Raw genomic sequence first — 25570 nt, 5'->3', positions numbered from 1 at the left:
GTTGTGAGCGCGGTTTTGCATCGCGCTACCGGCGCGGTGTTGCTGATGTGTGACGTTTTGTAAAACTGCGGAGCTGCCCGCACGCGCAATGCGCGCCTGACAAGTGCACGGGCACGCGCTGGCTCCCCTCCATGTGCCGCCGCGCTCAGGTGCGCGGCGGTGGTACCGCGGGTGAGGCGGCTGGGTTCAGAGCGACTGGGCCAGCATGTCGCGGTATTCCTCGGGGGTGGCGATGCGCGGGTTGGTCTTGTGGCAATGGTCGGCCATCGCGCCCTTGATGATGTCGTCGAACATCGCCTCGTTCACGCCCATGGCGGCCAGGCCCGTCGGCAGGCCCAGGCGGGCGTTCATGTCGCGGATGGCCTCGGGAATGTCGCCTGCGCTGGCCAGGCCCATGGCGTGGGCCATGCGCTCCAGGCGCTTTTCCTTCTGCACCGATTCGGCCTGTGCGTTGAAGCGCACTACGGCGGGCAAAAACATGGCATTGAGCGTGCCGTGGTGCAGGCGTGGGTTCACTCCGCCCAGGCTGTGGCTGAGCGAGTGCACGGCGCCCAGGCCCTTCTGGAAGGCCATGGCGCCCTGCATGCTGGCGCTCATCATGTGCAGGCGCGCATCGCGGTCGCTGCCATTCTTGGTGGCCTGCTCGATGTTCGCCCAGCCGCGCGTGAGGCCGTCCAGCGCAATGCCGTCAGCGGGCGGGTTGAACGCGGCGGACATGAAGGTTTCCATGCAGTGCGCAATCGCGTCCATGCCCGTGGCTGCTGTGAGCATGGGGGGCAGGCCGAGGGTGAGTTCGGGGTCGCAGATGGCGGTCTTGGGCACCAGGTTCCATGAGTGGAAGCCGAGCTTGCGGTGGTCGTCCACGATGATGATGGCGCCGCGCGCCACCTCGCTGCCCGTGCCGCTGGTGGTGGGCACGGCGATCAGCGGCGCGGCGCGGTCGGTGATGCGCGGCGAGCCGCCTTCGATGGTGGCGTAGTGCGTCAGCGGCCCCTCGTGCGTGGCCGCAATCGCGATGCCCTTGGCGCAGTCGATGGCGGAGCCCCCGCCCACGGCGATCAGCCCGTCGCAGCCCTGGGCCTTGTACATGTCCACGGCGGCGCGCACAGCGGCTTCGGTGGGGTTGGAAGGGGTCTGGTCAAACACGGCCACCGTCATGCCGGGCAGCGCGTCCAGCGCCTTTTGCAGCACGCCGGCGGCCTTCACGCCGGGGTCCGTCACGATCAGAGGGCGGGTGATGCCCACGCGCTCGCATTCCTGCTTCAGCAGTTGGACGGCGCCGAATTCAAACTGGATCTGGGTGACGTAGTAGATGAAAGCCATGGTGCAACAGAATGTGTGAATGGAGGTGCCAGCGATTACGATAGCTCGCCAGCCTTTGAAAAGGTTCTGAGCCCACTTTATAAGGAGGAGACAGCCTTGAAAACGAAGCAAACCCTGATGGCGGCCCTGGTGGCCGTCGCATCTGTGACAAGCGCCCAGGCCCAGTGCCTCACGGACGCGCAGGCCGCCGACCTGGTGGCCAACTATGTGGCCAAGACCCCGGCGGCCAACCCCGAGAACCTGACGGACGCCGACGGCGCCTGCACACGCGGCAAGGTCAACGCCTTGCTGGCCCAGCGCATGGGCAAGGTGATTGGCTACAAGGCGGGCCTGACCAACCCCGCCGTGCAAAAGCGCTTCAACACCGACAAGCCCGTGTGGGGCAAGCTCTACGAGGGCATGGTGCTGCCCAGTGGCGCCACGGTGGATGCAGCCTTCGGTGCCCGCCCCCTGTACGAGGCCGACATGCTGGTGCGCGTGAAAAGCGCCGCCATCAACCAGGCCAAGACCCCCATGGACGTGCTGGACGCCGTGGACCAGATCATCCCCTTCATCGAGCTGCCCGACCTGATGGTGCAGGCGCCGCCCAAGCTCAACGGCGCGGGCGTGACCGCCATCAACGTGGGCGCGCGCCTGGGTGTGGCGGGTGCCCCGATTGCCGTGCCGGCGTACCGGGGCGAGCGTTTTGCCATGCTCCAGGCCCTGGCCGACATGAACGTGTCGCTGACCGATGGCGCAGGTGCGCGACTGGGTGGCGGCAAAGGCAGCGACATCCTGGACCACCCGCTCAACGCGGTGGTGTGGCTGGCCGGTGCGCTCGCGCAGGAAGGCCTGGCCATGCAGCCGGGCGATCTGATCAGCCTGGGCTCGTTCTCTGCATTGCTGCCGCCCAAGGCTGGCTTGTCGGTGACGGCTACCTACGACGGCTTGCCCGGCGCAGCACCCGTGCGACTGAGCTTCAAGTAACCCACCCCTGATCGGCCCGCCGCCTTGCGGGCCGTTGTCTTTTCTGCCGAGACCCCGACCGTTGATCGACCTGCACATCCATCACACCCGCCTGACCCCCCAGATGCGCAGCGTGCTCGAACGCATGGCCCGCGCCGGGCACCCGCCGCTGCACACACGCACGCCGCAGGAGGCACGCATCGCCTACCAGGCGGGCGCCGACGTGCTGGAGGTGCCCAAGGCCGCGATGGCGCGGGTGGAAGACCTGCAGATCCCCGCCCGCGACGGTGCCATGCTGCCCGCACGGCTGTACGCGCCCAGCACCGACAAGGGCTTGCCCGTGCTGCTGTACACGCACGGCGGCGGCTTCACCATCGGCAACATCGCCACGCACGACATCCTGTGCCGCGAGCTGGCGCGTCTGGCGGGTTGCATGGTGGTGTCGCTGGACTACCGGCTGGCGCCGGAGCACCGCTTTCCCACCGCCAGCAACGATGCGTGGGATGCCTTGCAATGGCTCGCTGCCAACGCCGATGGCCTGGGCGCAGACCCGCAGCGCCTGGCCGTTGGCGGTGACAGCGCAGGCGGCACCCTGGCTGCCGTCAACGCCATCCTGGCGCGCGATGCAGGCCTGCCTCTGGCGCTGCAGCTGCTGATCTACCCCGGCTGCGCCGCGCACCAGGACACGCCTTCGCACGCCACCTTTGCACGTGGCCTGGTGCTGGAGGAGCCTGCCATCAGCTGGTTCTTTGGCCACTATGTGACGACGCGCGAGGAGCGCGAGGACTGGCGTTTTGCACCGTTGCTGGCGCCGGATGTGGAAGGCGTTGCGCCCGCCTGGATCGGCCTGGCCGAATGCGACCCGCTGGTGGACGAAGGCGTTGACTATGCTGACAAGCTGCGCCTGGCGGGCGTGCCCGTGGACCTGGACATCTACCGGGGCGTGACCCACGAATTCATCAAGATGGGCCGCGCCATCCCCGAGGCGCGCAAGGCCCATGCCGACGCGGCCCGTGCGCTGCGGCTGGCTTTTCACCTGGAGTAAACGAACCCATGCAACGCAGTGATTTCCGTTGTTTCCACCGCCTGCGCGTGCGCTGGGCCGAGGTGGACATGCAAAAGATCGTGTTCAACGCGCACTACCTCATGTACGTGGATACCGCCATGTCCGAGTACTGGCGCGCGCTGGCGCTGCCGTACGAGGCGAGCATGCTGGCGCTGGGCGGAGAGATGTATGTCAAGAAGGCCACGGTGGAGTACCACGCCTCGGCGCGGCTGGATGACACGCTGGATGTGGGCCTGCAATGCGCGCGCATCGGCAATTCGTCGTGCCTGTTCAAGGCGGGCATTTTCTGTGGTGACCGCTTGCTGATCTCTGCCGAGCTGGTCTATGTGTTTGCCGACCCAGCCACGCAGACCTCGCGCCCGGTGCCACCCGCACTGCGTGCGATCTTTGAAGGTTTTGAAGCGGGCGCCGAGATGGCCGAGGTGCGCACCGGCGACTGGAACACTCTGGGCCGTGATGCCGGCCGCGTACGCACCGATGTATTTGTGCATGAGCAGGGCATTCCGGCCGAGGTCGAGGCCGATAGGCACGACATTTCGGCGCGCCACGCTGTGCTGTACAACCGGCTGGGCATGCCCGTCGCTGCGGGCCGCCTGCTGCAGCATGCACCCGGAGTGGGCCGCATCGGCCGCATGGCGGTGGACCGGTCGGTGCGCGGTGCGCAGTGGGGCCGCCAATTGCTGGATGCGCTGGTGGACGCGGCGCGTGCCCGGGGCGATGCCGAAGTGCAATTGCACGCCCAGCGCAGCGCCGAGGGCTTTTACCGCCGCGCGGGGTTCACGGTGGTGGGCGAGCCGTACGAAGAGGCGGGCATTGCGCACATCGCCATGGCCCGCAAGCTTTGATGGTTTGCTATTAAAAGGAGAGCTACTCGGGCATGTTGGACTAGCGCCTGTGCCCGATTTGGCTCAAATATCGTCCAGCAGCGGGTAGGGCAGGGGCAGCAGCGACAGCGCCACGCCGCCTTCTGCGCCCACTTGCAGCGAGCCCTCTTGGGCAGCGCTGATCTGCAGCGACACGATGGTGTCAAACCCGCCGCCCGGCGCGGCGGCCACCTGCACCACGGTGCCGCAGGGCTGCTCCAGGTCGCTGGTGCTGAACACCTCGGCGCCCACCGCCACCTCGGCTGCTGCGTGGGCAATGTAGGCGCGGCGCTTGAGCGTGCCACGGAACTGGCTGCGCGCCACCACTTCCTGGCCGGGATAGCAGCCCTTCTTGAAGTTCACGCCGCCCACCGATTCGTAGTTGAGCATCTGGGGCACAAAGGCTTCGACCACCGGCGTGGTCAGCGTGGCGACACCGCTGATGACTTCGCTCCAGAGCCACAGCGTGGCATCCAGCGCAGGGCCTGCGGGCGCGGGCTCTGTGGCGGGGGCTACCCAGAGGGCGCGCGGGGTGCCGTCGGCGGGGTACAGGTGCACCACGGTGGCGGCACCCACATCGGCCTTGGTCCAGGCGGGCTGGGCGCCGCCAGCTACGGAGTTGATAGCGTCTCCGGCAACGCCATAGAGGGCGATGTCGGCGGTGGCATCGGTCAGCTTGGCCTTGGCGCGCAGCACAAACATCGACAGGCGCTTGAGCGTGGCGGGCAGCAGGTCGCGGCTGCAGACCAGCAGCACCTCGCTGGCGCTGCGCTTGAAGCCGATGAAGCTGGCCTGCATGCGGCCCTTGGCCGACAAGAAGGCCGCAAGGCGGGCCTGGTCCATGCCCAGCAGGGCGAAATCCTGGGTGAGCTGGCCGTGCAGAAACTTGGCGGCGTCTTCGCCTTCCACGCGAATCACGCCGAGGTGGGATAAGGGGGCTATGCCATTCAAGGGGTAGGTCATCGCTGAATTATGATGCCCTGATTCATACATATTGGTAGCAGGGTTGTGCGACGTTTACTGGCTTTGATCGTGTTGGTGGGGATCGCACTGGGCGGCGCTGCGTATTGGTGGCTGCACCAGCCGCTGGACCTGGGCCCCGAGCCGCTGGAGCTGGCCATCGAGCCCGGCACCACGCCGCGCGGCGTGGCCCGCGATGTGGTGGCGGCCGGGGTGAAGACGGACGCGCGCCTGCTCTACGCCTGGTTCCGTGTCTCGGGGCAAGACCGCGCCATCAAGGCGGGCAACTACGAAATCCCGCCCGGCACCACGCCCATCAGCCTGCTGCAAAAGCTGGCCCGGGGCGAAGAGGCCTTGCGCGCACTCACCTTGGTTGAAGGCTGGAACTGGCGCCAGGTGCGCCAAGCGCTGGCCAAGGAAGAGCAGATCAAACACGATGCTGCCGCCTTGACCGACGAGGCGCTGATGGCCCAGCTGGGCCGCCCCGGCGTGGCGCCCGAGGGGCGGTTCTTCCCGGACACCTACACCTACGCCAAAGGCTCCAGCGACATCGCCTTGCTGCGCCGGGCGATGCACGCCATGGACCGCCATCTGGAGGCTGCCTGGGCCCAGCGCGCGGCCGACACCCCGCTCAAGTCGGCGGACGAGGCGCTGACGCTGGCCAGCATCGTGGAAAAGGAAACTGGCAAGGCCAGCGACCGGGGCCAGATTGCGGGCGTGTTCGTCAACCGCCTGCGGGTGGGCATGCTGCTGCAGACCGACCCCACGGTGATCTATGGCCTGGGTGAGAAGTTTGACGGCAACCTGCGCAAGCGCGACCTGCAGACCGATACCCCCTGGAACACCTACACCCGCCCCGGCTTGCCGCCCACGCCCATCGCCATGCCCGGCAAGGCCTCGCTGCTGGCCGCCGTGCAGCCCCAGGCCACGCGCGCGCTCTACTTTGTGGCCAAGGGCGACGGCACCAGCCACTTCAGTGCCTCGCTGGAGGAACACAACCGCGCCGTCAACCGCTACCAGCGCGGGCAGCAGTAAACCGTTTCTTGAACCAAGGTGCCCATGTCACGACCCGGTCTGTTCATTTCGTTTGAAGGCATCGACGGTGCAGGCAAGTCCTCGCACATCGAGGGCCTTGCCGCCGCGTTCCGCACCCAGGGCCGCAACGTCACAGTGAGCCGCGAGCCCGGTGGCACGCCACTGGCCGAAAAGCTGCGCGAGATGGTCCTGAACGACCCGATGGATGCGCTCACCGAGTCGCTGCTGATATTTGCCGCCCGCCGTGACCACCTGCGCAATGTGATCGAGCCCGCTTTGGCCCGGGGCGACGTGGTGCTGTGCGACCGGTTCACCGATGCCACGTTTGCCTACCAGGGCGCGGGGCGGGGATTTGATCTGGGCGTGCTATCAACTTTGGAGCATCTCGCGCAGACGGGACTAGCGCCTCAGGCCAATTTGATGCGTGAGCCCGATCTGACGGTGTGGTTTGACCTGGCCCCCGAGGTGGCGGCCGAGCGGCTGGCGGGTGCGCGGGTACCCGACCGCTTCGAGGCCCAGCCGGTCGAGTTTTTCCGCCGCGTGGCCCAGGGTTATGCCGACCGCGCCGCTGCGGCGCCCCAGCGTTTTGCGCGCCTGGATGCTGCGCAAGACCGCCACCGCGTGTGGCAGCAGCTCACCAGCGTGTTTGTGCGCAAGGGTTGGCTGGCCATCATGGTGGCGACACAGGGAGGGCCGCAATGAGCGAAGCCGCCGTGGCGCTGGCGCCCTGGATCGCCGCACAGCGCACCAGCCTGCTGGCCCAGCGCGGCCATGCCTGGCTGTTGCAGGGGCCGTCGGGCCTGGGGCAGTACGCCCTGGGGTTGGAGCTGGTCCGCGCCTGGCTGTGCGATGCGCCGACAGAGCAGGGCGCCTGCGGCCACTGCGGCAGCTGCCACGCCATCGATGTACGCACCCATGCCGACCTGTGCGTGCTGATGCCCGAGGTGCAGATGATGGCGCTGGGCTGGCCCCTGTCGGAAAAGGCCCAGGCCGACATCGACGACAAAAAGCGCAAGCCCAGCCGCGAGATCCGCGTGGAGGCCATGCGCGATGCGGTGGAGTTCTCACAGCGCACCTCGGCGCGTGGCAAAGGCAAGGCCGTGCTGGTCTACCCGGCCGAGCAGATGAACCACGTGACGGCCAACGCATTGCTCAAGACGCTGGAAGAACCGCCCGGCGACGTGCGTTTTGTGCTGGCCAGCGAGGCTGCGCACCAGCTGCTGCCCACCATCCGCAGCCGCTGCCTCGGTCACACCATGGTCTGGCCGGCTGAGGCCGATAGCCTGGCGTGGTTGCAGGCCCAGGGCCTGGCCCGGGATGCGGCAGCGTCGTTTTTGCGCGCGGCAGGCGGGCGGCCTGAGGACGCCCTGGCGCTGGCCCAGTCGGGCCGCAGCCCGCAGGCCTGGTCTGCCTTGCCGCAGGCGGTGGCGCGGGGCGATGTGACGGCGCTGGGCGACTGGGCCCCGGCCCAGGTGATCGACGCACTGCAAAAGCTCTGCCACGACCTGCTGGCCGCCAGCGTGGGCGCCGCGCCACGCTACTTTGCTCCGGCCGACTTGCCCAAGACGCCGCCGCTGGGTGCGCTCACACGCTGGTCTCGTGCACTGTCCAAGGCGGCGCGCACGGCAGACCACCCGTTCAATGGTGGGCTCATGCTGGAGGCGCTTGTCGCCCAGGCGCGAAACACCCTACACTCCAGACACTAAGCCGCACACCCACCCATGAGCAGTCCATCCACCGCGCCCCGTCCCAGCGTCATGCAGCTGGCCATCAAGGAAAAGGCCGCGCTCTATGCCGCCTACATTCCTTTTTTTGCCGAAGGGGGCATCTTTGTGCCCACCCAGCGCGACTACAAGCTGGGCGACGATGTGTATGTGCTGCTGACCTTGCCAGACGACACCCAGCGCTACCCCGTGGCAGGCCGCGTGGCCTGGGTCACACCCGCCCGTGCCGCAGGCAACCGCACTCAGGGCGTGGGCATCCAGTTCCCCAAGGACGAAAAATCCCGCCAACTCAAGGCCAAGATCGAGGAGTTGCTGGGAACTGCGCTGGGCTCCGACCGTCCTACCCAGACGATCTGACCGCGCCACCGCCGCCCCCGTGCCGACCCGCGCTGGCTGGTCGGCTTTTTTGTTTTTCATCACATGTTCACTGATTCGCACTGCCACCTCAACTTCCCGGAACTGGTCAGCCAGCTGCCCGCCATCCGCCAGGCCATGGCCGAGGCGCAGGTCACCCGGGCCCTGTGCATTTGCACCACCATGGAAGAGTTCGAGGGCGTGCACGCCCTGGCCCTGGCCCATGACAACTTTTGGAGCACGGTGGGCGTGCACCCCGACAACGAGGGCGTGACGGAGCCCAGCGTGCAGGATCTGCTGGACCGCGCGGCGCTGCCCCGCGTGGTGGCGATTGGCGAGACCGGCCTGGACTACTACGGCATGGAAGATCGCAAGGGCGGGCGCAGCATTGCCGACCTGGAGTGGCAACGCGACCGCTTCCGCACCCACATCCGCGCGGCGCGCGCCTGTGGCAAGCCCCTCATCATCCACACGCGCAGTGCCTCTGACGACACGCTGGCCATCCTGCAGGAAGAGGGCGAGGATGGCGCAGGCAATCTGGCGGGCGGCGTTTTCCACTGCTTTACCGAATCGATGCAGGTCGCGCGCGCTGCGCTGGATCGGGGCTACTACATCTCGTTCTCGGGCATCGTCACCTTCAAGAGCGCGCAGGAGCTGCGCGACGTGGTGGCCTTTGTGCCGCTGGACCGCATGCTCATCGAGACCGACAGCCCCTACCTGGCCCCGGTGCCCTACCGTGGCAAGACCAACAATCCGTCGTATGTGCCCCATGTGGCCCGGCAGGTGGCCGAGACCAAGGGCCTCACGCTGGAGGAGGTGGCGGAGGCCACCAGCCGCAATTTCGACCGCTTGTTCCCTGAGGTGATGGCATGAGCCTGCAACGACGTTCTGCTTTGGCCGCCGTGGCGTTGGGCCTGGTGTCAGTCCGGGCCTGGGCAGGTGCCTATGAAGACTTTTTTGTGGCTGTCCTGCGCGATGACGGTGATGCAATCACTGCGCTGCTGCGCCGGGGGTTTGATCCGAACACCCGTGATCCCAAGGGGCAGGTGGGGCTCATGATTGCCCTGCAAAACGGCGCGAACAAGGCCGTTGCTGCGTTGCTGGCATCCCGTCGGCTGAATGTGGAGGCCCGCAATGCCAAGGACGAAAGCCCGTTGATGATGGCTGCCATCAAGGGCAACGTGGAGGCCGTCAAGGCGCTCATCGCGCGCGATGCCGATGTCAACAAGACGGGCTGGACCCCGCTGCACTACGCCGCGTCGGCAGGTTCGCCGCAGCATGCCGTGATCATTTCATTGCTGCTCGAAAACCACGCCTACATTGACGCAACATCGCCCAACGGCACCACGCCGCTGATGATGGCGGCGCACTACGGCTCTACCGAGGCCGTGCAATTGCTGCTGGACGAAGGGGCCGACCCCACGCTCAAGAACCAGCTGGGTTTGACCGCCGCCGATTTCGCCTTGCGTGTGAGCCGTACCGAGTCTGCAGACAGAATCGCCGCGGCCATCCGGCGGCGCCAGCCCAACCGGGGCAAGTGGTAGCCAAGGCTGGCGACAGCAGCAGATTGGGGGCTGGTGCAAAGAGGGCCGTCGGGACTGGTCAGAAGTCAGCGAAGGCCAGCGCCGCCGGTCGTGCCGCGCCAAATTACTCGGCGATGGCCCCTGTGCCCGACGCGGCGCGTGTCTGCAGCCGCGCATACAACCCACCCTGCGCCATCAGCTCGCTGTGGGTGCCTTGCTCGGCGATGCGCCCGCGCTCCATCACCACGACGCGGTCGGCATGCTCGATGGTGGACAGCCGGTGTGCAATGACCAGGGTCGTGCGGCCCTGCATCAGGCGTTGTAGGGCCTCTTGCACCAGGCGTTCCGATTCGGTGTCCAGGGCAGACGTCGCCTCGTCCAGGATGAGGATGGGGGCGTCCTTGTACAGGGCCCGCGCAATGGCCAGCCGCTGACGCTGCCCACCTGACAACTGCGTGGCGTTGTGTCCCACCACTGTGTGGATGCCCTGCGGCAGACCTGCTACATGCTCCGCCAGGTTGGCGGCAGCGAGGCATTCCCGCACCCGGGTTTCGTTCACGGCCTGGCCCAGCGCCACATTGGTGGCAATGGTGTCATTGAACATCACCACATCCTGGCTCACCATGGCAAATTGCGACCGGAGCGAGGGCAGGTCCCAGTCCGGCAAGGCATGCCCGTCGACCGCGATGGTGCCCGCCGACGGCATGACAAAACGCGGGAGCAGGTTGACCAGCGTGGTCTTGCCGGCGCCAGAGGGCCCCACCAGTGCCACGATCTCGCCCGGGGCCACCTGCAGGTTGACCTCGTCCAGGGCGGGGGCGTGGTCGGCGCCAAACGATACAGTGACATTGCTCAGCGTGAGTGCGCCTTGCACGCGGTCCTTGCGGTAGCTGCCACCAGTTTCTGCACCCGTGTCGCCCAGCAGCCCAAGGCCGCGTTCCAAAGCTGCTACACCCCTGGTCACGGGGCTGGCCACATCAGCCAGGCGCCGAATGGGCGCGATCAGCATCAGCATGGCCGTAATAAAGGACACAAACCCGCCCACGGTCACGTCCTTCGTATCGACCGCACCCCGGCTCTGCCAGAGCGCAATGCAGATCACCACCGACAGCGCAGCGGCGGCCAGCAGCTGGGTCAGCGGTGTCATGGCTGCGGAGGCGATGGTGGACTTGATGGCCAGGCGGCGCAGGCTGCGGCTCAGGTCGGCAAAACGCTGCGCCTGCCCGCCTTGCGCGCCATGCAGGCGCACCATACGATGCGCCAGCACGTTTTCTTCGACCACATAGGCCAGCTCATCCGTGGCCTGCTGGCTGCTTTTGGTCAAGTGGTACAGCCGCCGCGACAGGGTCTTCATGATCCAGGCGACCCCCGGAACGACGACGGCAACAATCAGTGTGAGCTGCCAGTTGAGGTACAGCAAATAGACCAGCAGCGCGACCAGCGTGAAGCCATCGCGCGACAGGCCGAGCAGGGCCTGCACCAGCAACGTGGCACCGGTCTGCACTTCATAGACCACGGTGTTGGAGAGGGCGCTGGCCGACTGGCGCGCAAACAATCCCATCTCTGCGGCCAGAACACGATCAAACAGCGCCTGGCGCAGTGTCAGCATGCCTTCGTTTGCGATGCGCGCCAGTGCATATTGACCCACAAACTGGGCTACGCCGCGGACGAAGAAAACCCCCAGAATCGCCAGGGGCACCATCCACAGCTGCAAGGTCCCTTGGGTAAAGCCCTTGTCCAGCAGCGGCTGCAGCAGGGCAGGGATCAGGGGTTCGGTGATTGCACCCACCAAGGTTGCAACAATGGCCAGACTCCAGGCCATTCGCTGGTCGCCAAAGTACACCGACAGCCGCCTCAGGCGCGCCATCAAGGTCGTGGGGGGAGTAGGGGCTGTGGCGGGCTTGGTGCCCGTGTCGGTGGCTTGCATGTCGCCCGGATTCTACGTTTGTGCCATACGCAGCCTGTCCGGCACGGTGCGTCGCGCACAGTTTGTCACAGGGGGCTCGCCGCTGTGTGTAACATTCGGGTTTGCCCTTTCGGCACTTGTTCGGCCACTGCTGGATGCCAATGACCACAGATCGAATCTCCCAACACCCATCTTCCGCAGCTCCGCTGCTTCCCCTGCGCCGCCAGTTGCTGGCCGCACTCATCGCCTCACCATCCATTCCAGCGCTTGCTCAGTTCCGTGTGGAAGTCACCGGCGTTGGGTTGACCCAATTGCCCATCGCCATTGCGCCGTTCCGGGGCGAGGCGCAATCGCCCCAAAAAATTGCGGCCATCGTCCAGGCCGACCTGGAGCGAAGCGGGCAGTTCCGCGCCATTGATGCCTCCGGCGCCGCGCTGGACGAAACCGCGCGGCCAGACGTCGCACTGTGGCGCCAGAAAAGTGCGGATTCGCTGGCCACTGGCAGCGTCACGCGTTTGGCCGATGGGCGTTTTGATGTGCGTTTTCGCTTGTGGGATGTGGTCAAGGGCCAAGACCTGGGCGGACAGAGTTTTGTGGTCACGCAGGGCGACCTGCGCCTGGTGTCGCACCGCATTGCCGACTTCATCTACGAAAAGCTCACGGGCGAGCGCGGTATCTTCTCGACGCGCATCGCCTATGTGACCAAAACCGGCCCCCGTTACAGCCTTTGGGTCGCGGATGCCGACGGCGAGAACGCTCAGTCCGCACTGTCCAGCCCCGAACCCATCATCTCGCCTGCGTGGTCGCCCAACGGGGGGCAACTGGCCTACGTGTCGTTCGAGTCGCGCAAGCCGGTGGTCTATGTGCACGATGTGGCCACAGGTCGCAGGCGCCTGATCGCGAACTTCCGTGGCTCCAACAGTGCGCCAGCCTGGGCGCCGGATGGCCGTACGCTGGCGGTCACGTTGAGCCGCGATGGCGGCTCGCAGCTGTACACCATTGATGCCAACGGCGGCGAGCCGCGCCGCCTGATGCAAAGCGCTGGCATCGATACCGAACCCGTGTTCTCTGGCGACGGCCGCAGCATTTTCTTTGTGAGCGACCGGGGCGGTGCCCCGCAAATCTACAAGGTGGGTGCGTCCGGTGGCAATGCGGAGCGCGTGACCTTTACCGGCACCTACAACATCTCACCCAGCGTGAGTCCCGACGGTCGCTGGCTGGCCTACATCTCCCGCGTGGGTGGTGCATTCAAGCTGCACGTGATGGACCTGTCCACGGGCACTGTCAATGCAGTGACCGACACGACGTCCGACGAAAATCCCAGCTTTGCACCCAACAGCCGGCTCATTGTTTACGCCACCCAACAGCAGGGCCGTGAAGCCCTCATGACCACCACCCTGGACGGCAAGATCAAGGCGCGTCTCGCCGGTCAGGCGGGCGACATTCGCGAGCCGGACTGGGGCCCATTCCAAAAGCAATGAACTTATCTGCACTTTCAGTTATCAAGCCTTCAGGAGAAATTTGGATGATGAAACGTATTACCCTTGCCCTCACCGTTGCCGCTCTCGTGGCGGGCTGCAGCTCTGGCGTGAAGCTGGACGATGTGCCGGTCGAAGACAAAAATGCCACCTCCACCATGGGTGGAGCCAACAACGGTGCCAACTCCGGCAATACATCGCAAAGCGGCGTGGCGGGCGTGGACCTCGGCCAGTCCGGCCGCGACGGTGTAGGCCCCGTGGGGGTCGCGCGCGTCGTGTACTTTGATTACGACAGCTACGTGATCAAACCCGAGTTCCAGTCGCTGATCGAAGCGCATTCCCGCTTCATCAAAGCGGCCCCCAACCGCAAGGTCATGATCGAAGGCCACACGGATGACCGTGGTGGCCGCGAGTACAACCTGGCACTGGGCCAGAAGCGCGCAGAAGCAGTGCGCCGTTCGCTGGGCTTGCTGGGCGTGCCTGACAGCCAGGTCGAGGCCGTGAGTTTTGGCAAGGAAAAGCCTGCAGCCCAAGGCGCTACCGAAGATGCACGCGCCCAGAACCGCCGCGCTGAACTGTCGTACCGTTAATGACATCCGCTGCACCGGTTTTCTCGTTGCGGGCGCTGGCCACGGCGGCATTGCTCGCCGTGTCGCTGTCTTCTGCCCATGCCGCCATCTTCGAAGACGGCGAAGCGCGACGGGCTATCCTGGAGATGCGACAGCGCGTTGATGGTCTGCAGTTGTCTCAGCAGCGTTCTGCCGAAGAGGTGCGCAAGCTGGGCGAGGAAAACGCTCAGCTTCGCCGCAGTCTGCTGGATTTGCAGACGCAGATCGAGACCTTGCGTGCCGAGCAGGCCAAACTCAATGGCCAGAACGAGCAGCTGTTGCGCGATGTCGGTGAACTGCAGCGTCGGCAGAAAGACATCGCGCAGGGTGTGGATGAGCGATTGCGGCAGTTTGAGCCCATCAAGGTCAATGTGGATGGCCGCGATTTCCAGGCAGATCCTGCCGAAAAGCGGGATTTTGAGGCGGCTCTGGCTGTCTTTCGCTCCGGCAAATTCCCTGATGCAAGTGTCGCTTTCGCTGGCTTTGTGCGGCAGTATCCGCGCAGCGGCTACGTGCCCTCTGCGCGTTTCTGGTTGGGAAATGCCCAGTACGCTACGCGTGACTACAAGGAAGCCATCGGCAATTTCAAGCAAATGCTGACCGACGCCCCCACGCACGCCCGTGCGCCCGAGGCAGCGCTGTCCATCGCCAATTGCCAGATTGAGCTCAAAGACACACGCACCGCGCGCAAGACACTGGAAGACCTCATCCGGGCTTATCCGCAGTCTGAGGCCGCTGTGGCCGCTAAAGAACGCCTGTCGCGGCTCAAGTGATGGCGGGTGATGTGGCTTTTGCCTGGCAGGCTGCGCCAGATGGTGGTGCGGAGCACGCTTCGGAGCGCCGCTTTGGTGGGCTTCAGCGGCTCTACGGAGTGCAGGGCGCAGCCAGAATTCGCTCCGCGCACGTGGCCGTGGTTGGTATTGGTGGAGTCGGGTCGTGGGCCGCAGAGGCCCTGGCGCGCAGCGGCGTCGCGCAAATTACCCTGATCGACTTGGACCATGTGGCTGAATCCAACATCAACCGACAGATCCATGCGCTCACCGATACGGTGGGACAGGCCAAGGTTTTGGCAATGCGTGATCGCATCGCACAAATCCACCCGGACTGCATCGTTCATTGCGTGGAGGAGTTTGTGGAGCCTGGAAACTGGCCGGCCTTGCTGCAAACGCCCGTAGACGCTCTCATTGATGCCTGTGACCAGATCAAAGCCAAAACTGCACTGTCCATATGGGCGCAGGCCCATGGGGTGCTGCACATCACCGTGGGTGCAGCAGGGGGCAAGCGGCATGCGCACAAGGTGGATGTGGATGATCTCGCACTGACCACCCATGACCCACTGTTGGCCCAAATGCGCTATCAGCTGCGCAAACACCACGGCGCACCGCGGGAGGGCAAGAAGATCGGGGTCACCTGCGTTTTCAGCCGTGAGGCCGTAGCCCCGCCAGATGCTTCCTGCAATATCGATGGCGATGGTTCTTTGAACTGCCACGGCTACGGCTCGGTGGTCGCTGTGACCGCGACCTTCGGCCAATGTGCCGCAGGCTGGGTGCTCGATAAACTTGCAACCAATTCCCAATCGGCTGGAAAAAAGACGCTATAATTCAAGGCTTTGCAGCAATCGACACGATAGCTGCAATCGGTCGGGACGTTAGCTCAGTTGGTAGAGCAGCGGACTTTTAATCCGTTGGTCACAAGTTCGAATCTTGTACGTCCTACCACCCGATTCAAAGCGCATCATTGAATGTGTGTTCATCCAAAAGCCTCCCTTGGGAGGCTTTTGTTTTTGGCGGCCATTTAAAGCGCCAGTCAAAGGCCATCGATGCCCCTGACTGGTAAATGTGGCCGAGGCTGGAGGGGATCACCGGGTGGGTGCGTCCGTCTCCGGCGGTGGTGAAAAAAGGTCCCAGCTGGCCATGAACAGTGCAGCTATCACTGGACCGATCACAAACCCCGTGAGTCCGAACAAGGCCATGCCGCCCAGTGTAGAGATCAGCACGATGTAGTCGGGCATCTTGGTGTCTTTGCCCACCAAGATGGGGCGTAGGATGTTGTCCACGAGTCCGATCACGCAGATGCCGAATGCAGTCAGCACCACGCCTTGCCACACAGCGCCGGTTGCCAGAAAGTAGATGGCCACAGGCACCCAGATCAGCCCGGCGCCCACGGCTGGCAAAAGGGACAGGAAGGCCATGAGCACCCCCCACAGCACCGGTCCCTGGATGCCCAAGATCCAGAAAATCATGCCGCCCAGCGCGCCCTGAGAAGCCGCCACCACAATGTTTCCTTTGACCGTGGCCCGGATCACGGTCGTGAATTTACCGACCAGCTGGCGCTTGTGCGCTTCTTCGAGGGGGGTGGCCTGCCCGATACGCTGTGCCAGACTGGCTCCGTCTCGCAGCAGGAAGAACAACAGGTACAACATGATGCCGAAGCTGACAATGAACTCCAGGGTGTTTTGACCGATGCTCAGCGCCTGTGTCGCAACGAATTGACTGGCCTGTACCGCGAAGGACGAGAGCTTTTGCTGCAACTCGCCTACGCTGGTAAGTTGGAGGCGGTCAAGCAGGCCGACGGCCCAAGCTGGCAGTGCAGCAATGACCTGCTGCAGGTACAGCCCAAAATTGATTTGACCTGAGCGCACCCGTTCGTAGATTGCAGTGGCCTCCTGAATGAGCGACACCGTGATGGCCGTCATCGGCAAGATCACCACCACAAGGCACAAACCGAGTGTGCATAAAGCCGCAAGCGTGGGCCGCTTGGGCATTTTTCGCAGCAGTTTGCGGTGCAGTGGGGCAAAAAGAATGGCGAGGATGACGCCCCAGAAAACGGCTCCGTGAAACTGCCACAGGATTGCTCCAAACGCGACGGTGACGAGGGTGAGCAGCAGCAAAAAGGCTTTGTCCTGGAGATGTTGATGCGGCATGGAGTGGGGTTTGCAATGGGATACCCGGAATGTACGCGAGGCGCTGATCGGCGCAGCTTCTTGCGCTGTGCGGCGATGGTCTGGATCCACTTTTTGGGGGTGGACTTCGGTTCGGTGGCACAATGGCGCCCGTACCAAGGCCCTTCCCCAGCCACAGTCGCATCCGCCAACCGGTTCAGCCGTGTCGCGGAAGGTTTCTCAACCAGCTAATGCTTTCCCAAGGAAAGCGGAGGTCAGCGGAATATGAGCGATACGACATCCGTCTATCAAGCCTACCAAGGCAACACCTACCTCTTCGGCGGCAATGCGCCCTATGTCGAAGAGATGTACGAGAACTATCTCGCCAATCCCGGTAGCGTGCCAGATACGTGGCGCGAGTACTTTGACGCGCTGCAGCATGTCCCCGCCGTGGATGGCAGCAACGCCAAAGACGTTCCCCATCTGCCTGTCATCAATGCCTTTGCCGAGCGTGCCAAGCAAGGCGGCACCAAGGTCGTGGTTGCGACGGGCGCCGACTCTGAACTGGGCCGCAAGCGTACCGCCGTTCAGCAGCTGATCGCCGCTTACCGCAATGTGGGTCAGCGCTGGGCCGACCTGGATCCGCTCAAGCGCACAGAGCGTCCCGCAATTCCTGAACTGGAGCCTTCGTTCTACGGTTTCAGCGACGCCGATCAGGAAACTGTGTTCAACACCAGCAACACGTTCTTCGGCAAAGAGTCGATGACGTTGCGTGAACTCATCAACGCGCTGCGTGAGACCTATTGTGGCTCCATCGGCGCTGAATACATGTACGCCACCGACCAGAACCAGAAGCGCTGGTGGCAGGAGAAGCTGGAAAAGATCCGCAGCAAGCCCAGCTTTGGTGCTGACAAGAAAAAACAAATCCTTGACCGCCTGACGGCTGCCGAAGGGCTGGAGCGCTTCCTGCACACCAAGTACGTGGGTCAGAAGCGCTTTTCGTTGGAAGGCGGCGAAAGCTTTATTGCTGCGATGGATGAACTCATCCAGTCTGCAGGCGCCAAGGGCGTACAAGAAATCGTGATCGGCATGGCCCACCGGGGCCGCCTGAACGTGCTGGTCAACTCGCTGGGCAAGATGCCCAAGGACCTGTTCGCTGAGTTCGATCACACCGCTCCCGAAGACCTGCCTGCGGGTGACGTGAAGTACCACCAGGGCTTCAGCTCGGATGTGACGACCCCCGGCGGTCCGGTTCACCTGTCGCTGGCATTCAACCCCTCGCACCTGGAAATCGTGAACCCCGTGGTCGAAGGCTCTGTGCGTGCTCGCATGGACCGCCGTGCCGATCCACACGGCAAGCAGGTTTTGCCAGTGCTGGTGCATGGTGACGCGGCCTTTGCAGGCCAAGGTGTCAATCAGGAAACTCTGGCGCTGGCCCAGACCCGTGGCTACTACACGGGTGGCACGGTGCACATCATCATCAACAACCAGATCGGCTTCACCACGTCCGATCCACGTGACACCCGCTCCACGCTGTACTGCACCGACATCGTCAAGATGATCGAGTCGCCCGTACTGCACGTGAACGGTGATGATCCGGAAGCTGTGGTTTTGGCCACTCAGCTCGCGCTTGAGTTCCGCATGGAGTTCAAGAAAGACGTGGTTGTGGACATCATCTGCTTCCGCAAGCTGGGCCACAACGAGCAGGACACCCCGGCTCTGACGCAGCCGCTGATGTACAAGAAGATCGGCGCACACCCCGGCACACGCAAGCTGTACGCCGATAAGCTGGCGGCGCAGGGTCTGGGCGAGTCACTGGGCGATGACATGGTCAAGGCCTACCGCGCTGCTATGGATGCGGGCAAGCACACGGTCGATCCCGTGCTGACCAACTTCAAGAGCAAGTACGCGGTGGACTGGAGCCCGTTCCTGGGCAAAAAGTGGACTGATGCTGGAGACACGGCTATTCCTCTGGCCGAGTGGAAGCGCCTGGCTGAGAAGATCACCACCATCCCCGAGAGCGTGACGCCGCATCAGTTGGTGAAGAAGGTGTATGACGACCGCGCGGCCATGGGCCGTGGTGACATCCCTGTGGACTGGGGCATGGGTGAGCACATGGCATTTGCCTCGCTGGTGGCCAGCGGCTATCCCGTGCGCCTGTCCGGTGAAGACTGCGGCCGCGGCACGTTCACGCACCGCCACGCCGTGATCCATGACCAAAAGCGCGAGAAGTGGGACATTGGTACCTACGTGCCGCTGCAGAACGTGGCCGACAACCAGGCCCCGTTTGTTGTGATCGACTCCATCCTGTCCGAAGAGGCCGTCCTGGGCTTCGAGTACGGCTATGCGTCGAACGACCCCAACACACTGGTGATCTGGGAAGCGCAGTTCGGCGACTTCGCCAATGGCGCCCAAGTGGTGATCGACCAGTTCATCGCCTCCGGCGAAGTGAAGTGGGGCCGGGTAAACGGCATCACCCTGATGCTGCCCCACGGCTACGAAGGCCAGGGCCCAGAGCACAGCTCTGCCCGCCTGGAGCGCTTCATGCAATTGGCTGCCGACGCCAACATGCAGATCGTGCAGCCCACTACGGCCAGCCAGATCTTCCACGTGCTGCGTCGCCAGATGGTGCGTGATCTGCGCAAGCCGCTGATCATCATGACGCCCAAGTCGCTGCTGCGTAACAAGGATGCGACCTCGCCGCTGTCCGAGTTCACCAAGGGCAGCTTCCAGACGGTGATTCCTGAGCAGGATGAAGCCATCGTCAAGAAGGCTGCCAAGGTCAAGCGCGTGATCGCATGCTCTGGCAAGGTTTACTACGACCTCGTGAAGAAGCGCGCAGAGAAGGAGGCCGACGATGTGGTGATCCTGCGCGTCGAGCAGTTGTACCCCTTCCCGCACAAGGCGTTTGCCGCTGAACTGAAGAAGTACCCCAACGCTACCGACGTGGTGTGGTGCCAGGACGAGCCGCAAAACCAGGGTGCCTGGTTCTTCGTGCAGCACTACATCCACGAGAACATGCTCGAAGGCCAGAAGCTGGGCTACTCCGGCCGCGCTGCTTCGGCATCGCCAGCCGTGGGTTACTCGCACCTGCACCAGGAACAACAAAAGGCGCTGGTGGACGGCGCGTTTGCCAAGCTCAAGGGTTTTGTCCTGACCAAGTAAGGCCAGCTGCGACCCGACAACAGAACAAAACCCCATTCCGAAAGAATTGATATGGCTATCGTAGAAGTCAAAGTCCCCCAGCTGTCCGAATCCGTGGCCGAAGCCACCATGCTGACCTGGAAGAAAAAGGCCGGTGAGGCCGTGGCCGTGGACGAGATCCTGATCGAGATCGAAACCGACAAGGTTGTGCTCGAAGTGCCCGCACCGTCCGCTGGCGTGCTGGCTGAAATCATCCAGGGCGACGGCGCCACGGTGGTTGCCGACCAGCTCATCGCCAAGATCGACACCGAAGGCAAGGCTGGTGCCGCGGCTCCTGCTCCGGCAGCAGCAGCTCCTGTTGCCGCCGCAGCGCCTGTTGCTGCTCCTGCCGCTGCCGGTGGCTCCAAGGGCGATGTGGCCATGCCTGCCGCCGCCAAGCTGCTCGCCGACAACAACCTGTCTGTGTCGGCCGTGGCCGGTTCGGGCAAGGATGGCCGTGTGACCAAGGGTGACGTGCTGGCCGCTGTGGCCGGTAGCGCCAAGGCTGCCGTGGCAGCCCCCAGCGTGATCCCCACCGGTGTGCCCTCCAAGACACTGCCCCAGGTGGCAGCGCCCGCTGGCAAGGAAGACCTGAGCGGCCGCCCCGAGCAGCGCGTGCCCATGAGCCGCCTGCGTGCCCGCGTGGCCGAGCGTCTGCTGCAGTCGCAATCGACCAACGCCATCCTGACCACGTTCAACGAAGTGAACATGGCTCCTGTGATGGACCTGCGCAAGAAGTTCCAGGACAGCTTCACCAAGGAGCACGGCACCAAGCTGGGCTTCATGTCCTTCTTCGTGAAGGCTGCTGTGCATGCCCTCAAGAAGTACCCTGTGCTGAATGCATCGGTGGACGGCAACGACATCGTCTACCACGGCTACTTCGACATTGGTATCGCTGTGGGCTCGCCCCGTGGCCTGGTGGTGCCCATCCTGCGCAATGCAGACCAGATGAGCTTCGCCGACATCGAGAAGAAGATTGCCGAGTTCGGCAAGAAGGCTGCGGAAGGCAAGCTGGGCATTGAGGAAATGACCGGTGGAACGTTCTCCATCTCCAATGGCGGCACGTTCGGTTCCATGCTGTCCACCCCCATCATCAACCCGCCCCAGTCGGCTATTCTGGGCGTGCACGCCACCAAGGATCGCGCCGTGGTCGAAAACGGCCAGATCGTGATCCGCCCGATGAACTACCTGGCCATGTCCTATGACCACCGCATCATCGACGGCCGCGAAGCCGTGCTGGGCTTGGTGGCGATGAAGGACGCGCTGGAAGACCCATCGCGCCTGCTGTTCGACATCTGATCCCCTGACTGTATCGACCCACCCGCGTGGCCCGGCCTCTGGTCCTGCCCGCCGGTGGGTCTTTCTCCAACTGACTGAACGAGATTTCCCATGAGCAAACAATTTGATGTGATCGTCATCGGTGGCGGCCCCGGCGGCTACATCGCCGCCATCCGCGCCGCCCAGCTGGGCTTCAATGTCGCGTGCATCGACGAATGGAAGAACGAAAAGGGTGGCCCCGCACCGGGCGGCACTTGCACCAACGTGGGCTGCATTCCCTCCAAGGCCCTGCTGCAGTCGTCCGAGCATTTCGAGCATGCCAACAAACACTTTGCCGAGCATGGCATCACCGCCACTGGCGTCAAGATGGACGTGGCCAAGATGATCGCCCGCAAGGACACCGTCGTGAAGCAGAACAACGATGGCATCATGTACCTGTTCAAGAAGAACAAGGTCAGCTTCTTCCACGGCCGTGGCTCGTTCGTGAAGGCTGCCGAAGGCGGTTACGAGATCAAGGTGGCAGGTGCCGCTGAAGAGACGCTGACCGGTAAGCAGATCATCATCGCCACCGGCTCCAACGCCCGTGCGCTGCCCGGCACGCCGTTCGACGAAGAACTGGTGCTGTCCAACGACGGTGCGCTGCGCGTTGGCGCCGTACCCAAGAAGCTCGGCCTCATCGGCTCGGGCGTGATCGGCCTGGAAATGGGCTCGGTCTGGCGCCGCCTGGGCGCTGAAGTCATCATCCTCGAAGGTCTGCCCACTTTCCTGGGCGCGGTGGATGAGCAGATCGCCAAGGAAGCCAAGAAGGCCTTCGACAAGCAGGGCCTGAAGATCGAGCTGGGCGTGAAGGTCGGCGAGATCAAGACCGGCAAAAAGGGTGTGAGCATTGCCTACACCAACGCCAAGGGCGAAGCCCAGTCGCTGGACGTGGACAAGCTCATCGTCTCCATCGGCCGCGTGCCCAACACCATCGGCCTGAACACCGAAGCGGTGGGCCTGCAGCTCGACGAGCGCGGCGCCATCGTGGTGGATGCCGACTGCAAGACCAATCTGCCTGGCGTCTGGGCGGTGGGCGACGTGGTGCGCGGCCCCATGCTTGCCCACAAGGCCGAGGAAGAGGGCGTTGCCGTGGCCGAGCGCATTGCCGGCCAGCATGGCCATGTCAACTTCAACACCATCCCCTGGGTCATCTACACCAGCCCCGAGATCGCCTGGGTGGGCCGCACTGAGCAGCAGCTCAAGGCCGAGGGGGTCAAGTACAAGGCGGGCAGCTTCCCGTTCCTGGCCAATGGCCGCGCACGTGCGCTGGGCGACACCACCGGCATGGTCAAGATGTTGGCGGATGCCGAGACCGACGAGATCCTGGGCGTGCACATCGTGGGCCCACAGGCCAGCGAGCTGATCTCCGAGGCCGTGGTCGCCATGGAGTTCAAGGCCAGCAGCGAAGACATCGCACGCATTTGCCATGCGCACCCCAGCTTGAGCGAAGCCACCAAGGAAGCAGCGCTGGCGGTGGACAAGCGCACGCTGAACTTCTGATTTAGGCCTCAATCAGCTACAGGTGCATGATCTACATGCGCCTGTAGCTATTATTTTTGTAGTATCAGAGCATCCGCAAAGTGACCGTCAAACAGGCTTACCTGGCCGAGCTGGCCGCCAAAGGCTATCAAAGCGACCCCGCCCAGCTGCGAGCAGTGGAGGCCCTGCAGCGCTGTGCGGACGAGTGGGCCCAGTACAAGGCTCGGCGCTCTAACGCGATCAAAAAGCTGATCAACCGCCCGGAGATTCCCCGCGGTGTCTACATGTATGGCGGGGTGGGGCGCGGCAAGAGCTTTTTGATGGAGTGCTTTTTTGACGCTGTACCCCTGAAGCGAAAGGTGCGCCTGCACTTTCACGAATTCATGCGTGAGGTGCATCGCGAACTGGCGGCCCTTCAGGGCACGGTCAATCCGCTGGATGTGTTGGGCGAGCGCATTGCCAAACGCTACAAGCTCATCTGTTTTGATGAGTTCCATGTGGCGGACATCACGGACGCGATGATCCTGCACCGATTGCTGGTGGCGTTGTTCGACAACGGCGTTGGCTTCGTGACCACTTCCAATTTCAAGCCTGACGACCTTTACCCCGGTGGCTTGCATCGCGACCGTATCTTGCCCGCCATTGCACTGCTCAACGAGCGGCTGGAGGTGGTCAATGTGGACAACGGCACCGACTACCGCCGGCGTACGCTGGAGCACGTAAAGCTGTATCACACGCCACTGGGCGCAGAGGCGGATGCCGAGATGAACCAGGCGTTCGACCAACTCGCTGAAGTGCACGATGAAGACCCCGTGCTGCATATCGAGGCGCGCGAAATTCGCGCCCGTCGCAAGGCTGGCGGGGTGGTGTGGTTTGACTTCAAGACACTGTGTGGTGGTCCTCGATCGCAAAACGACTACCTGGAAATTGCAACGCAGTTCCACACGGTGTTGTTGTCCGATGTTCCTTACATGCCTGTGAGCATGGCGTCGCCTGCGCGGCGCTTTACCTGGCTGGTGGATGTGCTGTACGACCGCCGGGTCAAACTCATCCTGTCGGCGGCTGTACCGCCCGAGCAGTTGTATACCGAAGGGCCTTTGGCTCACGAGTTTCCGCGCACTGTGTCCCGGCTCAACGAGATGCAGTCCAAGGAGTTTCTGGCGCTGGAGCGCCGCATGGTGGATACGGGATTGACATGAACAAGACCGGTGGTCGCTTTTTGGCGGTAGTGCTGGCGCTGGCTTGCTCAATACTGCCTGTGCTGGTCGCCCCGGCCTGGGCCGCGACGGGGGTAGAAGTAGATCCCGCATCGGCGTCGACCGCTGCACATCGCAAAGTGGAGCGTGACCGAATCAAAATGGAGCGCGAGGCACTGACGGCCCGGCGGCAGCAGGATGAGGCGGTGTGCTACCAACGCTTTGCTGTGGAGGATTGCTTGCGCAGCGTGCGTGCCAAGGCACGGGAGTCCCACGACCGATTGCGGGCGCAGGAAATTGAACTCAACGATGCCGAGCGCAGGGAGAAAGCGGTGGAGCGCCTGCGGGCCATTGAAGACAAGCAAATGGCCGTACCGCCAGCGAGCAAACGCGCTGACGCGCAGGTTCGCAAGCCATCCGCCGATCCGGATGTTGCCAAGGCACAGCGGGACCAGGACGCACACCAACGCGCGCAGCAACAAAATATCCGTGCCCAGGTTCAGGCCAGTGAACAGGCGGCTCGCGCTGCGGGGACTGCTGAGCGCGCTGCCCAATCGCGTGCCAAACATACCCAGGCGCTCCAAGCGGCGGAGGAGCGCCGCGCGCGGGTCGAAAAATCTCGAGCTGATGCCCTGGCTCAGGGCCGCAAGCCTGCAGCGCCCTTGCCAGCGCCTGCTACTTCTGCGCCTCGCTGAGTTTGGAAGGGCCGCTGAGCCACGCAATCATTGGCCGAGTGGCTGACGATAGGGTAGCGGCGACTACCGGCTGGTTGCTCGATGGGGTTTGCGTTCACCCGTCGATACACCGACGGGTGGTGCAGACAAGGCCCTCAGGGCCGACCCGTGTCCAGCGGCGTCAGGCGCGCAATCTTTTTCTCTTCGGCCAGGGCTTCGATCTTGACGACCACCAGCGACAGGTTGTCGCCGCCTCCGCGGGCCCGGGAGCGGGCTTTTTCAATCAGGAACTCCGTCGCTTCGCGGGGCGACAGCGAATCGACCACCGATGCCAGTTCGGTGGGGGAAAAGTAGTGCCAAACCCCGTCGCTGCAGGCCAGCAAGACATCGCCCGGCTGAAGTTGGGGAATGACGTGGGTAGTGATGGGCGGGTCACTCTCTGTGCCCAGGCAACCCACCAGAATGTTGGAATGAGGATGGTTGTTGGCCTCGGCTTCCGTCAGCTCACCCCGGTCCACCAGTGCTTGCACATAGGAGTGGTCGCTGGTGCGGAATGCCAGCCGTGAGCCTTGAAAGTGGTAGATGCGCGAGTCGCCCGCATGCACCCAATGGCAGTCGCCCCGGGGATTGATGAGAAACGCAGCGATGGTGCTGTGGGGTTCCTGCTCTGCCGATATGGCCGTCAACCGGATAACGATGTGGGCCTCTTCAACCATGTTCTTGAGCATTGCCACCGGGTCATCGGTGTCGGGCGAGTACCGCTCGAACAATTGCCGTGCTGTCATCATGACCTGGTCTGATGCCTTGCGCCCCCCGCTGCGGCCGCCCATCCCGTCGGCAACCACACCCAGAACGCAGCCGTTGTGCCGCTCGTGGGAGATCAGGGCCACCTGGTCTTGCTGGTATTCGCGGTCACCCTTGTGGATGCCGGTGGAGGCGATGAGGCGAAACGCTTTGGTCATGCTGCAGATTGTGGGGGCGCCTACGCGAACGCCTGTCGTGGAAAGCGGGCCAAGCGCGTATTATCCGCCCGCCTGTGGCATTTTTGCCATGCC

The 25570-nt window shown here is 63.8% G+C and carries 23 protein-coding genes and 1 tRNA gene; 19 read left to right on the top strand and 5 right to left on the bottom strand.

Features of this window, described 5'->3' with window-relative positions:
- Positions 1–186: 186 nt before the first annotated feature.
- Positions 187–1323 carry a 4-hydroxybutyrate dehydrogenase gene (gene gbd / locus AC07X4_RS01035; RefSeq protein ID WP_056063438.1) on the bottom strand — a complete coding sequence of 379 codons (1137 nt, stop codon included), beginning with the start codon at positions 1321–1323 and terminating at the stop codon, positions 187–189.
- Between the two features lie 96 nt (positions 1324–1419).
- Between gbd and AC07X4_RS01030 the strand changes: the two genes are divergently transcribed.
- The 3 genes from AC07X4_RS01030 to AC07X4_RS01020 all read left to right on the top strand — a co-directional run bounded on the left by AC07X4_RS01030 (position 1420) and on the right by AC07X4_RS01020 (position 4179).
- Positions 1420–2289, top strand: coding sequence for a 2-keto-4-pentenoate hydratase (locus AC07X4_RS01030; protein ID WP_494738965.1), 870 nt, complete (start codon positions 1420–1422; stop codon positions 2287–2289).
- A gap of 61 nt (positions 2290–2350) precedes the next feature.
- On the top strand, positions 2351–3313 hold the full coding sequence (locus tag AC07X4_RS01025) for an alpha/beta hydrolase (protein ID WP_494738964.1): 963 nt from the start codon (positions 2351–2353) through the stop codon (positions 3311–3313).
- Between the two features lie 8 nt (positions 3314–3321).
- Positions 3322–4179 carry a YbgC/FadM family acyl-CoA thioesterase gene (locus tag AC07X4_RS01020; protein WP_494738963.1) on the top strand — a complete coding sequence of 286 codons (858 nt, stop codon included), beginning with the start codon at positions 3322–3324 and terminating at the stop codon, positions 4177–4179.
- A gap of 63 nt (positions 4180–4242) precedes the next feature.
- Here the strand turns inward: AC07X4_RS01020 and ygfZ are convergent, their stop codons facing one another.
- A complete protein-coding gene (ygfZ, locus tag AC07X4_RS01015) occupies positions 4243–5160 on the bottom strand; it encodes a CAF17-like 4Fe-4S cluster assembly/insertion protein YgfZ (RefSeq protein ID WP_494738962.1) in 918 nt (305 codons plus the stop codon).
- 45 nt (positions 5161–5205) lie between these two features.
- Between ygfZ and mltG the strand changes: the two genes are divergently transcribed.
- The 6 genes from mltG to AC07X4_RS00985 all read left to right on the top strand — a co-directional run bounded on the left by mltG (position 5206) and on the right by AC07X4_RS00985 (position 9814).
- Positions 5206–6192: an endolytic transglycosylase MltG gene (mltG, locus tag AC07X4_RS01010; protein WP_494738961.1), complete on the top strand. Its 987-nt coding sequence runs from the start codon at positions 5206–5208 to the stop codon at positions 6190–6192.
- Positions 6193–6216: 24 nt separating this feature from the next.
- Positions 6217–6894 carry a dTMP kinase gene (gene tmk / locus AC07X4_RS01005; RefSeq protein ID WP_494738960.1) on the top strand — a complete coding sequence of 226 codons (678 nt, stop codon included), beginning with the start codon at positions 6217–6219 and terminating at the stop codon, positions 6892–6894.
- Positions 6891–7898, top strand: a complete 1008-nt coding sequence (locus tag AC07X4_RS01000) for a DNA polymerase III delta subunit-related protein (protein WP_494738959.1) — start codon at positions 6891–6893, stop codon at positions 7896–7898. Before tmk ends, AC07X4_RS01000 begins: the two co-directional genes overlap by 4 nt.
- 15 nt (positions 7899–7913) lie before the next feature.
- Entirely contained in the window at positions 7914–8273 is a 360-nt protein-coding gene (locus tag AC07X4_RS00995) for a PilZ domain-containing protein (protein ID WP_015013859.1), read from the top strand.
- 63 nt (positions 8274–8336) lie between these two features.
- Entirely contained in the window at positions 8337–9143 is an 807-nt protein-coding gene (locus tag AC07X4_RS00990) for a TatD family hydrolase (protein WP_494738958.1), read from the top strand.
- Positions 9140–9814, top strand: coding sequence for an ankyrin repeat domain-containing protein (locus AC07X4_RS00985; RefSeq protein WP_494738957.1), 675 nt, complete (start codon positions 9140–9142; stop codon positions 9812–9814). The genes AC07X4_RS00990 and AC07X4_RS00985 overlap by 4 nt, the downstream gene beginning before the upstream one ends.
- A gap of 103 nt (positions 9815–9917) precedes the next feature.
- On the opposite strand, the gene msbA is transcribed toward AC07X4_RS00985, so the two are convergent.
- Complete coding sequence (gene msbA, locus AC07X4_RS00980; protein WP_494738956.1) at positions 9918–11720, bottom strand: lipid A export permease/ATP-binding protein MsbA; 1803 nt, start codon at positions 11718–11720, stop codon at positions 9918–9920.
- Positions 11721–11860: 140 nt separating this feature from the next.
- Here msbA and tolB point away from each other — a divergent pair, with 140 nt between their 5' ends.
- From tolB to AC07X4_RS00955, 5 genes are all read left to right on the top strand, one after another.
- Positions 11861–13180 (top strand): Tol-Pal system beta propeller repeat protein TolB, encoded by a 1320-nt coding sequence (gene tolB, locus AC07X4_RS00975; protein ID WP_494738955.1) that lies wholly within the window; start codon positions 11861–11863, stop codon positions 13178–13180.
- A 44-nt stretch (positions 13181–13224) separates the two neighbouring features.
- Positions 13225–13767, top strand: a complete 543-nt coding sequence (pal, locus tag AC07X4_RS00970; protein ID WP_494738954.1) for a peptidoglycan-associated lipoprotein Pal — start codon at positions 13225–13227, stop codon at positions 13765–13767.
- Complete coding sequence (gene ybgF, locus AC07X4_RS00965) at positions 13767–14558, top strand: tol-pal system protein YbgF (RefSeq protein ID WP_494738953.1); 792 nt, start codon at positions 13767–13769, stop codon at positions 14556–14558. Before pal ends, ybgF begins: the two co-directional genes overlap by 1 nt.
- Positions 14558–15385 (top strand): tRNA threonylcarbamoyladenosine dehydratase, encoded by an 828-nt coding sequence (locus AC07X4_RS00960; protein ID WP_494738952.1) that lies wholly within the window; start codon positions 14558–14560, stop codon positions 15383–15385. Before ybgF ends, AC07X4_RS00960 begins: the two co-directional genes overlap by 1 nt.
- A gap of 42 nt (positions 15386–15427) precedes the next feature.
- Positions 15428–15503: transfer RNA gene (locus AC07X4_RS00955), tRNA-Lys, on the top strand.
- Between the two features lie 140 nt (positions 15504–15643).
- On the opposite strand, the gene AC07X4_RS00950 is transcribed toward AC07X4_RS00955, so the two are convergent.
- Positions 15644–16708, bottom strand: coding sequence for an AI-2E family transporter (locus AC07X4_RS00950; protein ID WP_121942781.1), 1065 nt, complete (start codon positions 16706–16708; stop codon positions 15644–15646).
- 243 nt (positions 16709–16951) lie between these two features.
- Here AC07X4_RS00950 and AC07X4_RS00945 point away from each other — a divergent pair, with 243 nt between their 5' ends.
- From AC07X4_RS00945 to AC07X4_RS00925, 5 genes are all read left to right on the top strand, one after another.
- On the top strand, positions 16952–19831 hold the full coding sequence (locus tag AC07X4_RS00945) for a 2-oxoglutarate dehydrogenase E1 component (RefSeq protein WP_056063390.1): 2880 nt from the start codon (positions 16952–16954) through the stop codon (positions 19829–19831).
- 51 nt (positions 19832–19882) lie between these two features.
- Positions 19883–21148: a 2-oxoglutarate dehydrogenase complex dihydrolipoyllysine-residue succinyltransferase gene (gene odhB / locus AC07X4_RS00940; protein WP_494738951.1), complete on the top strand. Its 1266-nt coding sequence runs from the start codon at positions 19883–19885 to the stop codon at positions 21146–21148.
- Between the two features lie 90 nt (positions 21149–21238).
- Positions 21239–22666: a dihydrolipoyl dehydrogenase gene (gene lpdA, locus AC07X4_RS00935; protein ID WP_494738950.1), complete on the top strand. Its 1428-nt coding sequence runs from the start codon at positions 21239–21241 to the stop codon at positions 22664–22666.
- 80 nt (positions 22667–22746) lie between these two features.
- Positions 22747–23844, top strand: coding sequence for a cell division protein ZapE (gene zapE / locus AC07X4_RS00930; protein WP_056063379.1), 1098 nt, complete (start codon positions 22747–22749; stop codon positions 23842–23844).
- Positions 23841–24536, top strand: a complete 696-nt coding sequence (locus AC07X4_RS00925; RefSeq protein WP_494738949.1) for a hypothetical protein — start codon at positions 23841–23843, stop codon at positions 24534–24536. The genes zapE and AC07X4_RS00925 overlap by 4 nt, the downstream gene beginning before the upstream one ends.
- Positions 24537–24670: 134 nt before the next feature.
- Here the strand turns inward: AC07X4_RS00925 and AC07X4_RS00920 are convergent, their stop codons facing one another.
- Positions 24671–25477, bottom strand: coding sequence for a PP2C family protein-serine/threonine phosphatase (locus tag AC07X4_RS00920; protein WP_056063373.1), 807 nt, complete (start codon positions 25475–25477; stop codon positions 24671–24673).
- Positions 25478–25570: the final 93 nt, after the last annotated feature.

It is taken from the genome of Acidovorax sp. GW460-11-11-14-LB4 (genome assembly GCF_059423685.1).
Note: the sequence above shows the minus strand (reverse complement) of the source record. Positions and strands in the feature narration are given on the sequence as shown.